A 12,688-nucleotide genomic window follows, 5' to 3' on the forward strand; every position below is an offset into this window, starting at 1 on the left:
TACTTAAACGGCTTAATTGGTAAATCACCAAAAGCTGCTTAAGTATTTTTACTCATCACAAAAGTGACACGCTCCCATGCAGCCTGGTTTCACAACTATCTAAAAGAAGATATTCCCTCCTCTGTGGAAGAGCAGACCAAGTGGCTTGCAGAAGCTGGTTTTGCCGACGCAGTATGTCACTGGCGCTATCTCAATTTTGCTATTTTTGGCGGAGTTATCCCAAGGTAAAAGCCATTCAGCCGAAGGCACAGTTCTTGAGAATTATCAAAATATAAAGCCAGTGAAAAATGGCACACCAAACACTTTTTTATTCTCGGACGCCGAACCTAATTCGGTAGGTGCTTAAGGGCGCACATTACCGCTATAATTCGCGCGTCAAACCATTTTTACCTCCTAGAATTTTTTTTATAAAAATTGGAGAGGCGGGTTCACTAAAGCGTCCTCTGGCAGTGCAAACAGCTTCAAAAAAACCGCTTCCAATCAATGATATAACACGCTACTGACATTTTGTAAAATGTAATTTTAAAACTAAATAAATAAAGTAAAAGTATGAACGATTCTCGATTAGTAAAAATCAGCCGCTATCTCAGCAAACACCTGCGTCACGCGCCCTCACGCATCGGCATTGAACTCGCTCCAGGTGGCTGGGTTTCTGTTAGCGAACTCCTCGCTGCGTGCCAAAAAAATAACTTTCCTGTTCAACTTGCAGAACTCAAGGAAGTAGTCGTGCAAAACGACAAGCAGCGCTTTTCTTTTGACTCCACAGGCACTCTAATTCGTGCCAACCAAGGACACAGCGTAGAGGTTGACTTGCAGTTAGATCCCGCTGTTCCCCCGGATATTTTATATCATGGAACTGGTAGCGCTGCCGTGGAATCTATTCTCAGTCAAGGAATTAGGAAAATGTCGCGGCATCATGTTCATTTGTCGGTGAATATACAGACGGCACGCCAAGTAGGTGCAAGACATGGTATCCCGGCAGTCTTTACTGTAGATGCCGCAGCCATGCAACGTGATGGTCATACATTTTACTGCTCGGAAAACAAAGTTTGGCTAGTAAATTTTGTGCCGCCCACTTATCTCAAAATAAGTTGATAATTTTCACTTTTTTGTAGAATGTGTACCAGAAAAACTGTAAAATAAGAGTAAGTCGGAGTTTTGCCAAATGAGTGCGGAAGATATGGGCGATCGCGAAAACAATTTTCATCAAAACAATTCTCAAAATAGAGGTCTGCTAGGCTCTGGTTGGCGACCTTTTTACCGTCAATTAGATTGGGAACACCTGGTACATTTAGCGTCTAGCGATCCCTTAGAACTAGCTCAAAAAACTTTAGGTGCAGCTAGCGACATTGCCGACGCAATGGGACGACACCAATATACTTGGTGGGCCAATATTTTAAATGTATTTTCGGACAATACTCGCTACGAAATTGATGAATTTTGGGATTACATTACTCCGCAGCCAGTTTACCCGGATTACCGCTACAAAGATGTTTTAGTTACCGAAACGCCTGTGGTGCAATTGGTCAGCCGCGCTAGCATTCCCATCGACTACGTTCTCAATAAACTCCAAGAGATTACTGTTTTCAAAGTTCTGGATTTGCTAGGGAAACCGGATGCAATTACCCAGTCTTTTATGGAGCGACATTTTTCTTATCCTCCGGAGCGGTTTGTTAGCTGGGAACGCTTGGAAGTTTTGGGTACTGTTTATGCTTCTTGGGCCCGATTCGGCTGCTGGCTGCAAATTGACAGCTACGACAGGGGAAGACGCTGCTACACTCTGATTTGCCAAGATATTGCGCCGCTCGTTAGCAAGGCAACTTATAATTTAGCGGTGATTCTGGGTGGGTACAAAAGCCGCGTCGGACAGGTTCACAGCCAGTTCCCAATTCGCACGTTTTCTGCGGAGGTTCAAAGTTTTACCGATACAGTTCAGCAGGCAATTCTGGATAAAAATCAGTTGGCTGTTTTGGTTAGTGGCGAACCGGGCACGGGCAAAACTGCTTGGACGCAAGCGGTAGCAAAGGAAATTTTAGTGCCGCTGGGTTATGTAATTTTTATCTTAGACCACGATGCTGTGGAAAATTTTGTGCCACCGAGTTATTTAGAGCGGATTTGTATTATTATCAATGAGGCTGATAATTTGGCTCAAGATCGCTCAACAGCAGAAGCCCAACGCACTAACAAAACTGAACATATTTTGAGTTTGCTGGATGGAACTTTGTATCAAAGCGTCATCGACGAACACGGCATTCAATTTCAGCAAAAACTCGTAATTTTGATGACTTGCAACACCACTGAAAGATTAGATCCTGCAATGTTACGCAAAGGGAGAGTGGATTTTACCAGTGAATTTACGCACAAATTTGTTTGAGCGCTCTCTTGCATTCTCCAGCTATGTGGCGATCGCACTGGCTACACGATCTAATACCATGTGTGATGTGGGATTTTCAATTAAAGAATGAGGAATGACTGAGGAAGCTCATGGTTTGGAGCACGGGCATACAGTTGCATTCTTGTGGGAACTTGTATAAAATACCCAACAATCACTAGGAATTCTTCTGAATATCAAAGTTTGGGGGAAATTTTCTTGAGTACCTATAGACTTTTGGTGTCAACAATCGCCTAAAACCCTTTGTCTCTCTCGTTTTTTGCCGACTGTCGCTGCCCTCTTGCGCCCCGGAATAGTGGGGGGACATAAGAGCTCACTCCAATCCCCTCCGACTATTCCGGGGGCGTCGCCGTGATCTATGCCTAGTCATCAAACAGCAGGCGGGCACTAGCTTTGGTCTTAAGTTGATAGTAATGCCTATAGACATCTCCTTATCAAAAATGATATCAATGATGGGTGATACCCTCTAGGGAGATCGTCCGAGAGAGCAAATCAGGGGAAAACAGCATTTTTGGTCTCAAACAGAGTTTTTCAAACTTGACAGCTATGGAGGAAATCCCAAACCGTGCAAACTAAGCCAGTTCAGCAAAAAAGTCAGGGACTGGGAAGGTACGTTGACGGGAATGTCCCGATCGCCCAACAACCCGCAGAGGCAGCCGTGTCCCAGAGTAAAGAGCGATTTCGGCGGTTTGTGGAGCGCTCCGCCGAAGCCGTGGCAATGGTAGATTGTGAAATGCGCTATCTGTCGGTTTCCCGTCGCTGGGAAACAGATTGCGGCTTGGGAGATGGCGGGGCGATCGGCCGATATCATTGGGAACTGTTCCCGAATCTCCCGGAATATTGGGAGCAAAATGCCCAGGCTTGTTTGACGGGAGTTTTGGAATACAGCGAGTTTGTGGCAGGGCGCTCGATCGCATCTGTATCAGGAAAAACCGCAATCGCCTCTGTCAGCGAGTCGGTAAGATGGGTATTTCAGCCTTGGACAAATAGCGAAGGTGCGATCGGCGGTTTGATTTTGTTTGCATCTAAGATAGATGAGGCTCCCGCTCCAACCAATTGCTCTAATAAATTTCAGTCCGAGGTTAAAACCAAGCAGTTAGAAACAATACCACAACTAACTCAAATTGCCCTCGAAAATGCTGCTGATACAATCTTTTTTACTACGTCCGACGGTCAAATTTGCTACGTGAACAAAGCCGCTTGCCATCTTTTCGGCTACTCGGAATCGGAACTGCTAAACATGAGGGTTAGCGACATCGATTCGCATTTGGCAGCATCGGATTGGCGAGAACACTGGGTTCAACTCAAGCAGCAAACCAACCTCACTTTTGAAAGCACTTACAAAACCAAAAACGGCGGCAGTTTTCCCGTCGAAGTTAAAGTCAATTATTTAGAATACGGCGGCTGCGAATACCGCTGCGCGATCGCCCGCGACATTTCCGCTCGCCAAGCAGAATCAGCGCTTTTAGAAGCCAAAGAGCAACTTCAAGCCGTTTTGGACGCCGTGCCCGGATTAGTTTCTTGGGTAAGTTCCGATTTGCGCTACTTGGGAGTAAACCGACATTTAGCTAGCGCTTACCAAATGCCGGCCGAACTATTTATCGGTCAAAAAGTAGGTTTTTTAGATACAAGTCCCAAATTTAACGATTTAGTATACGATTTCTTTGCTAACCATAAAAAGAAGACATCTCAAGAAGTAACAGCGAACATCAGAGGAGAAAATAAAACTTATCTAATTGTCGCTCAAAAATACCAGAACAGTACGGCGGCGGTATTTGTGGGATTGGACATTACAAAAAGCAAACAGTCTCTTGTGGCTTTGCAAGAATCTGAAGAACGCCTGCGGCAGCAAGCGGCGAGATTGGAGCATACGCTGTTAGTTTTGCAGCAAACTCAAACTCAACTGATTCAAACAGAAAAGATGTCATCTCTGGGGCAGTTGGTAGCAGGAATAGCGCACGAAATTAACAATCCAGTTAGTTTTATTTCGGGCAATATCAGCCACGCCACCGGCTACATAGAAGAACTGCTGCGATCGATCGACCTTTACCAAAAGTATTATCCGAATCCCGTACCGGAAATTCAATATCTGATGGAGGAATTAGACTTAGAATTTATCAAAAAAGACTTGCCAAAACTGCTAAATTCAATGAAAGTGGGTTCCGAAAGGATTCGGGATGTCGTGCGATCGCTCCGCTTGTTCTCGCGTACCGACGAAGCCCAAATGAAGCCCGCTGATATCCACGAAGGTTTGGACAGCACTTTGCTGATATTGCAAAATCGCCTGCAAGCTAAAGGGGGACGGCCGGGGATTTCTCTAGTTAAAGAGTACGGGGATTTGCCACGAGTTCACTGCTATGCAGGACACTTAAACCAAGTGTTCATGCACTTGTTGACAAATGCCATCGACGCTTTGGAAGAAGGGGGGAGAAATCCTGAAAAGTATGGTAAAGTGCAAAGTCAGTCTTTGTTGTCTGCCGGCGGATCGAGATCAGAAGTATTCAATCCCGAAATTCGGATTCGGACTTCTGTGGTAGGGGAAAACGAAGTTGCGATCGCCATTAGTGACAACGGCCCTGGCATGACTGAAGAAGTCCTCGGCTGCATCTTTGACCCTTTGTTTACCACTAAATGTCCGGACACGAGCACAGGTTTGGGTCTAGCAATATCTCAGCATTTAGTAGTAGAAAAGCACGGCGGTAAGTTGCACTGTGTTTCGCGTCCGGGAGAGGGAACTGAGTTGATAATTAAAATTGCGATAGGCAACGATTAATTAGCTATTTACCAATAGGAAATAATATGGTAATTGAGTGGCTCAAATTTAAAGTACCTCAAGAAAAGTGGGAGCAATTTATTCAGCGAGATCAGGAAGTTTGGACGGCGGGACTAAAAAGTTGGGACGGTTTTTTAGGCAAAGAAATTTGGGTAGATCCGGTAGAAAATGAGGTGGTGATGTTGATTCGCTGGGAAACTAGGGAGAAGTGGAAGTCGGTGCCACAAAGCACAATCGATGAGTTGGATGCCAAAATGGGCGATTTGCAAATTGCGATCGCCGAAAGTCGCGAATATCAAGTTCGCAAGTTTTTGCATTAGTTAGTCAGCAGTCAGTTGATGGTGTTAATTTTTGAAAGATTAATCATGAGTTTTACCTTGATTGTACCGCAGACATCGATTTGGTATTTGGTGTGAAGGGCGATCGATCTGGGTACAATCATCGCAGTGCTTGGTATTTGGTGTTAGGGGCGATCGATCTTGATTGACTATTTCATGCGATTACTCTGGCGGTTCAGTACCTAGAGGGGCTTGACGGCGGTGACGAATGTGTATTATTGCGACGGTATCGCCCTCCACCACAAACAGAATTCGATAGGTTCTTCCTTTACCAACCCACAGTTGTCGAATTTCCCTACCAATGATGGCAGCTTCGGGTGCAACTGAGCAACGGTAAGGAAACTGTTCCAGGGATGCGATCGCGTCTTGGATATCCTAGTACCACTGATTTGCGGCATCAGCACTCAGATAATCGCACATCCAACGGTAGGCGTTTTTAATTTCTTGAAAGGCGGGTGGTTGGATTAGGAGTTGATAACTCATAGACGAGGAGGAATGTTGAACTGCTGCTGTAGCGCTGTCATGGCTCTCTCGGCTGGAATACCTTCACCTCGATCGAAGCTTTCGAGTCCTTTGCGGATGCCGATGATAGCTTCGAGGTAGTCGATACGCTCTAGCAGTTGTTCGTAGCTATTAAGTTGGGGGTTTGGAGTGGATTTTAGCGATCGCACCAAACTGAGAAGATCCGCAAGCAGTTCGTCAGGGGTGCTATCGATTTCTTGGATGAGGAGTTCTTTGATGGTCATCGCGGCATCTCACGAGGATTGATACTTTGATTGTAACGGCGATCGCTATGAGTTTTGATGGCGATCGCCACTCGTAGAATCATCGCAGTGTTTGGTATTTGGTGTGAGGGGCGATCGCAAGTATAAACTTTTTGCCTTGTTTATCACCACACCCGCCGAATTGGATAAGTATCAAAAGCCTCATCACGACTAATCAAAACAAGCGAATGATTCATCGTCTGTGCTACCAGAATGCGATCGAAAGGATCAAGGGTGATGCAGGGGAAGACCTGTGTAAATCTCACTGTCTTCAAATGTAATTGGTAGAATTTGAGCGTTAATGTATTTCAATTCCTTCGGAAAATGTTCAAATAGATGATACCATATTGTTGCCGGAAGATTTGAAAGATGTTTTACAGCAGCAGTACGATCGCACTTCCGAACTAGAAAAACAAGTTATGTCATTGTTTGCCACAGAAAACCCGCCCGTCAAATTCGCCAAGTTGCTCCAAAATGGACAAATATCATCATCAGATTTGCTAAACGCCTTGCAATCTCTATCGCGGCGCTGCTTGATTGAAAAAGAAGCAAGTCTTTACACTTTGTCACCTGTACTGAAGCAATATATCAAAGGATTGTAACGGAGATGTTGCACCATTGTTAATAAACCTTTTATTTCTTAGTCGGCGGAGGCAGACTTTGTTTGACAAGAAGCGGTTTCCACCGCCCAATCATAAAGAGTGGTGACTGTGTTATCATAGAATACAAAACTTATTGAGTCGAGTTATATGACCACAATAACTACAGTCACAACAGCCTCCCAACTCGCTGATTACTACATCTGGTTTGCGAATGACGTAGGTTCCTATCTCAGCAACCACAAGCTACAAAAACTCTTGTACTACGCCCAAGCATGGTATTTAGCTTTTGAAGATACACCGCTGTTTGATGAAGATTTTGAAGCTTGGATGCACGGGCCGACTATCCCGGCTTTATTTTATGAATACAAAGAACAATTTGACTGGAAGCCAATTCTCAAAGAAGTCGAAAAACCAGAATTTTCTGAAGAAGTACAAGAGTTTTTAGACGAGTTATCCGATGAGTATTTCTTTTGCGATGCCTATGAGTTAGAATTGATGGTGCGACGCGAAGACCCTTGGATTAAGGCTAGAGGTTATTTACCAAAAGATGAACCTTCTCATGCTATTATTACCAAGGAATCAATGAGAGAATTTTACAAAACCCGTGTCATCGAAGAAAATTAAAAAAGCCGATATACGCCGCCAGCAATCTTTATCTAGAATCAATCGTCTAGATGTAAAAATACCGGAAGGAATTAGTTTGTCTTTCAGGTATTATCAGGATGACAAAGATAAGTTTTCAATTGGCGGTAGAGATGCTAAGTATCTAGCGTCTTTACTGAGAAGGCTGCGCGATTTGTCACAATTGAACGCTCAAGAAATTATCAATAATCAAAGTAAAAGCCTGCGCTGTCATGGAATTATCTGGCTAGATACAACTGAGCCTAATGGTTTCGGGATTCCCAATGAAGATATCCTAATCAATATTCCCTACCAGTTTCAAATATCTGCTAATGAGTATGGTAGGGTGCATGGCTTTTTTAGTGAAAATGTTTTTTATATTGTCTGGCTAGACCCAGAACACAATCTTTACAGTTGAAATTATGATAAATTACCCACGGTCAGTCAGGACACGGCAGTGCCGTTTCCATACAACATAATTGGGTGATATTTACGTCTCTCGCGATCGATTATTTTGAATAAGGGAAACGGCATTGCCGTGTCCTCGGTTCCTCCAATTAAAGAAAGCGGGTTTTTTACGCTCATCTGTGGCTGCGACGAATTATTCTCGCAAAAAACCCGGTTTCTGGGTCCCCGTGCTAAGTTCTAATTTTAATAAAATTTTGCATATAGAGCTGAAATAAAATTCACGCTTAAAAAGCCTACTGCGAGTACGAGAATGATAAAAATGGCGATACTGAAAATAGACTTTAGCCGATCGCCAATTCCGGGTTTTTCTGAGTTCATTGGTCAATTTTTGCAGTAAATTTGAGAGGGGCAATTGAGAAAGAGTAGATTATACCTATGCGCGAACAAAAAGGCAACTCCAGACACGCTCCAAATCCCGATCGCCCTCAGTAGGTCGCATTTTTTTAACTTTTAATCTAAAATCTAAAATCTAAAATACTCTTAGGCATTGTTCGGTTAGCCTGGGCAGCTATTGTCGATCGCCCGAACCCGATGGCGCTAACTCCTGTAAAATAGAGGGCGCGTTGGGGCGAACCTTTTAACAGCCGGAATTGGGCGCGATCGCCACAGGCTCCCAAATACATAATAATATGGCAGTCATCCTTAACTTACTCCCAAAGGTAAAAATAGAAGAGTGCCAAGAAATAATCTAAAACATATAACTTAAAAAAGGATAGAAATCGATGCTCCACCCAATCTCGCAACCTTACCAACAACGAGCCAATACTATGACCCAAAGAGCCGTGCGGAAGCCAAAACCCTCTGTTGCAAACCACTTGAGACCAACTTTTCCTCAAAGGCACTGGCTGGAGCTGGCAGAGTACGCCTCTCTGGCGGCCTCTGGTGTGGGTTCCCTGGCGGTGGCTGTGTCGGGTCAAGCTTTTTACGGGGTGGCTCCCCTAACTTTGGCTTTGTCGCTGAATGTTGCTAATCGGTATCGCTTCGAGCAGCAAGTGCGGGTGCATCAAAATTCGGAAATGACCCAAGTCCAAAAGTCTGTCAATAAAGTCGAAAAAACGGCGGTGACGGTAATTGTTAAATTACGCAAGCAGTTGTCTGCAGATATTGCAGCGCTGCGCCAGCAAATGGCTGCAATGCCTAGGGCAGAAGGCTTTGAGGAATCGATCGATATCCAGCGGCAGTTGCTCAGTTTAGGAGAGTCGGTAGCTTCTTTGCAAGAAATCGTGGCGTCTGCTGTCCTCGATGTCCGCCAGCAGGTGAGCGCACAACTGCAAGATTTATCAGTTGACCAATCGGCGCATCTCCAAGCTGTAGAACAGGCTATAGAGCAACTGCAAAGCGCGACGCAAGGCTTGGTAGAAACTTCTATCACCAGAGACGACTGGGAAGTAGTAAATACTCGATTTTTGGAAATCCAGAAAGTCATGGCCAATTTGCAAAGCCAACTGCAAGCTCCCGCGCACCAATCGACTCCGGATTTGTCTCTAGTCCAAGCTCAAATCCACCGTTTGGAACACGAGCAGCAAGAAGTTGTCAAACCTCACCTCAAGCGCTTAATCACGGTTGTCAAGGAGTTGCAGCACACAGCAGAGAACCGTCAGTAGTTATTAGTCAGCAGTCATTAGTCATCAGTCAGAAGGAATACTTTTCCCCTCGGACACTGAGACACTCTCCGACTCTCCGACTCACGCCCGATCGAGTCCTACTTTTTCGACAACTGTGTTAAAAGATTAAAAGCTAATCTGTCTAGTTCACCTGTTTTCAACCTGTTACAAGAAAAATCAATGACTGCAACCGTAACTATTGCTGATAACCCGTTACTAATCGGTCAAGGATTGCCTCCATTTGACGCGATCGAACCACAGCACGTCGTCCCCGCCATCACCCAATTGCTGACCGAACTAGAAGCCTCGCTAGCTGCCTTAGAATCGTCTGTCGAGCCGACTTGGAGCGGCTTAGTAGAACCATTGCAGCGGCTCGGAGAGCGTTTAAATTGGAGCTGGAGCATTGTCGGACATTTGATGGGCGTAAAAAATAGCCCGGAACTGCGATCGGCTCACGAAACAGTGCAGCCGGAAGTAGTAAAATTTTGGAGCAAGCTCAGTCAAAGCAAACCGCTTTATGAAGCTTTTAAAGCGCTGCGGGCCAGCGAAAATTGGGACAGCTTAGAGTCAGCTCAAAAGCGAATTGTCGAAGCCGCTCTCCGAGACGCTCAACTCTCCGGCGTCGGTTTAGAAGGCGAGCAAAAAGAGCGTTTTAATGCCATTCAATTAGAATTGGCCGAAATTACTACCCAATTTTCCAATCACGTCCTCGACGCTACCAAAGCATTCAGCATCACCCTCACAAACAAAGACGAAATTGACGGTTTGCCACCGAGTTTGTTGAGTTTAGCCGCTCAAGCCGCTCGCAGCGCTGGCGAAGAAAATGCGGATGCCGAAAACGGCCCTTGGCGGATTACTTTAGACTTTCCGAGTTACGGCCCTTTCATGCAGCACAGCACCCGCCGCGACTTGCGCGAAAAGTTGTACAAAGCTTTTATCGGCAGAGCAAGTAGCGGAGAATTGAATAACTGGCCGTTGACCGATCGCATTTTAGCTTTGCGCCAGGAAAAAGCTGCTTTGCTCGGGTTTAGTAGTTATGCCGAATTGAGCTTGGCGAGCAAAATGGCTCCCGACGTTGCAGCAGTGGAAGCTTTGTTAGAAGAATTGCGGCAGGCTAGTTATGATGCTGCTGTTAAAGATTTACAAGATTTGAAAGCTTTTGCTGCCGAAAAAGGCGCGCCGGAAGCTGGAGATTTGAAGCACTGGGATATTGGTTTTTGGTCGGAACGGCGCAGGGAAGAAAAGTTTGCTTTTAGTGCTGAAGAATTGCGACCTTATTTTGCTTTGCCACAGGTATTAGAGGGGTTATTTGGATTAGTAAAGCGGCTGTTCGGCGTGACAGTAACTGCGGCGGACGGTCAAACTCCTGTGTGGCACAAAGATGTGCGCTATTTCCAAATAGAGGATGAAGCAGGAAATACGATCGCCAATTTCTATTTAGACCCCTACAGCCGCCCCGAGGAAAAGCGCGGCGGTGCTTGGATGGATGATTGCGTGGTGCGCGCTAAATTTGTCGAAGCAGGAAAAACAACTACGCGGTTGCCGGTGGCTTATTTGGTGTGCAACCAAAGTCCTCCGGTTGACGGCAAACCGAGTTTAATGACTTTTGTGGAAGTCGAAACTTTGTTTCACGAATTCGGTCACGGTTTGCAGCATATGCTGACAACGGTAGACTATCCGGGGGCTTCTGGCATCAATAATGTTGAGTGGGATGCGGTGGAATTGCCCAGTCAATTTATGGAAAATTGGTGTTACGATCGCGCGACTTTGTTCGGGATGGCAAAGCATTACGAAACCGGGGAAACTTTGCCGGAACACTACTACCAAAAACTGCTAGCAGCGCGCCACTACATGAGCGGCAGCGTCATGCTCAGGCAGGTACATTTTAGCAGCGTTGACATCGAATTGCACCACCGCTATCGATCGGGCGGCAGCGAAACTGTGGCCGATGTCCGCAACCGCATCGCTAAAACTACGACTGTTTTGCCTCCTCTGGAAGAAGACGCATTTTTGTGCGCTTTCGGACACATTTTTGCGGGTGGCTATGCGGCGGGGTATTACAGTTATAAATGGGCGGAAGTGCTCAGCGCTGATGCTTTTGCGGCGTTTGAGGAAGCGGGTTTGGAAGATGAAAGTGCGATCGCCTCAACAGGTAAGCGCTTCCGAGAGACAGTGTTAGGATTGGGCGGCAGTTTGCACCCGATGGAAGTGTTTAAAACTTTCCGGGGACGCGAACCGAGCACTAAAGCTTTGTTGAGACACAGCGGTTTAGTTGCTGCTTAATTTAAGTGTGGAATTACTAGGGATTAATGCGGGTAAATTTATCTGCATTAATCCCGGTTTTTTGTTGAATAAGATTTATACAATACATATCCCAATACTTCGCGGTTAAGCTCTAACCGCTGCTAAGAATAGCGAAATGAAGCTCCTGGTGCTGAGTACCAGTACCTCTATGAAGAGGCTTTTTAGACGGAAATTTGGAGCGAGGTCTTTTGACAACGCGGGGATTACTTCTGCCCTGACGTTTGGGGATTTTTTCATCCAAAATCTCGCGGATCGCCCATGACAAAAAAAAGGCAGTTGAGATAGTTCAATATTTTGACAAGTGGGAATCGCTCGCCACATCACATTCAAAGTACCAGTGAAGCCAATCCGTAACCGTGAAATTCCCGCTGTTTCTGCCGCTTGGAATATTAAACAACGGATGCACCAATGTCCGACTAGCCAGCCATAAATTTCTTGAACAACTTCGCGAGGCTTGAGGGAACGAATGGGAGTTTTGCGACCTAAAAGATGAGTTTTAAGTTCATCAATGGTATAGCAACCGCCAAGGCGGTTAAGCCGCTGTGCCAAGCACAGCTTCCATGGCATCCCGCTCGACAATCAAATTGAATTAGTTGTTTACGAATTCGACTTTTTAACCATGACCAGCCTCGCTCAAATTTGTTGAGATCTGGGGATACCAATTCACTATGAAGATACACAAAATGAGGCTGATGTCTTTGTGGTTGGAACTATATCCTTAGCGTTATATTAAATGCAGCTTCATATAAGCTGTTGCACATTTAAACTGTGATACAAGCATTGCCCTTATTTTTGATTTTACGACCCCACTTAATTATTAAT

At 45.3% G+C, this 12,688-nt stretch carries 10 protein-coding genes and 2 pseudogenes; 9 read left to right on the forward strand and 3 right to left on the reverse strand.

Annotation, left to right across the window (positions count from 1 at the left end):
- Positions 1-549 precede the first annotated feature (549 nt).
- From QT994_RS26535 to QT994_RS26550, 4 genes are all read left to right on the forward strand, one after another.
- Complete coding sequence (locus tag QT994_RS26535) at positions 550-1,095, forward strand: RNA 2'-phosphotransferase (protein WP_333179933.1); 546 nt, start codon at positions 550-552, stop codon at positions 1,093-1,095.
- Between the two features lie 70 nt (positions 1,096-1,165).
- Positions 1,166-2,374 carry an AAA family ATPase gene (locus QT994_RS26540; RefSeq protein WP_333179936.1) on the forward strand — a complete coding sequence of 403 codons (1,209 nt, stop codon included), beginning with the start codon at positions 1,166-1,168 and terminating at the stop codon, positions 2,372-2,374.
- Positions 2,375-2,957: 583 nt separating this feature from the next.
- A complete protein-coding gene (locus QT994_RS26545) occupies positions 2,958-5,165 on the forward strand; it encodes a PAS domain S-box protein (protein WP_333179940.1) in 2,208 nt (735 codons plus the stop codon).
- A gap of 26 nt (positions 5,166-5,191) precedes the next feature.
- Positions 5,192-5,485, forward strand: coding sequence for a TIGR03792 family protein (locus QT994_RS26550; RefSeq protein WP_333046162.1), 294 nt, complete (start codon positions 5,192-5,194; stop codon positions 5,483-5,485).
- A gap of 180 nt (positions 5,486-5,665) precedes the next feature.
- On the opposite strand, the gene QT994_RS27965 is transcribed toward QT994_RS26550, so the two are convergent.
- Entirely contained in the window at positions 5,666-5,875 is a 210-nt protein-coding gene (locus QT994_RS27965; RefSeq protein WP_445243948.1) for a type II toxin-antitoxin system RelE/ParE family toxin, read from the reverse strand.
- Between the two features lie 107 nt (positions 5,876-5,982).
- On the reverse strand, positions 5,983-6,249 hold the full coding sequence (locus QT994_RS26555; protein WP_333179943.1) for a hypothetical protein: 267 nt from the start codon (positions 6,247-6,249) through the stop codon (positions 5,983-5,985).
- Positions 6,250-6,602: 353 nt separating this feature from the next.
- Here QT994_RS26555 and QT994_RS26560 point away from each other — a divergent pair.
- The 5 genes and pseudogenes from QT994_RS26560 to QT994_RS26580 form a co-directional block, all read left to right on the forward strand.
- A pseudogene (locus QT994_RS26560) lies at positions 6,603-6,869 on the forward strand (ATPase); the annotation flags it as partial.
- Positions 6,870-7,016: 147 nt separating this feature from the next.
- Positions 7,017-7,493, forward strand: a complete 477-nt coding sequence (locus QT994_RS26565; RefSeq protein ID WP_333179951.1) for a type II toxin-antitoxin system antitoxin SocA domain-containing protein — start codon at positions 7,017-7,019, stop codon at positions 7,491-7,493.
- Positions 7,474-7,908, forward strand: a complete 435-nt coding sequence (locus tag QT994_RS26570) for a hypothetical protein (RefSeq protein ID WP_333179954.1) — start codon at positions 7,474-7,476, stop codon at positions 7,906-7,908. Before QT994_RS26565 ends, QT994_RS26570 begins: the two co-directional genes overlap by 20 nt.
- Positions 7,909-8,680: 772 nt before the next feature.
- Positions 8,681-9,562 carry a hypothetical protein gene (locus QT994_RS26575; RefSeq protein ID WP_333179957.1) on the forward strand — a complete coding sequence of 294 codons (882 nt, stop codon included), beginning with the start codon at positions 8,681-8,683 and terminating at the stop codon, positions 9,560-9,562.
- Between the two features lie 180 nt (positions 9,563-9,742).
- Positions 9,743-11,845 carry a M3 family metallopeptidase gene (locus QT994_RS26580; RefSeq protein WP_333179958.1) on the forward strand — a complete coding sequence of 701 codons (2,103 nt, stop codon included), beginning with the start codon at positions 9,743-9,745 and terminating at the stop codon, positions 11,843-11,845.
- Between the two features lie 276 nt (positions 11,846-12,121).
- Here QT994_RS26580 and QT994_RS26585 read toward each other — a convergent pair.
- Positions 12,122-12,379 (reverse strand): annotated as a pseudogene (locus tag QT994_RS26585) (IS4 family transposase); the annotation flags it as partial.
- Positions 12,380-12,688 lie beyond the last annotated feature (309 nt).

The organism is Microcoleus sp. S13_B4 (assembly GCF_036700885.1).
Taxonomy (GTDB): domain Bacteria; phylum Cyanobacteriota; class Cyanobacteriia; order Cyanobacteriales; family Microcoleaceae; genus Microcoleus.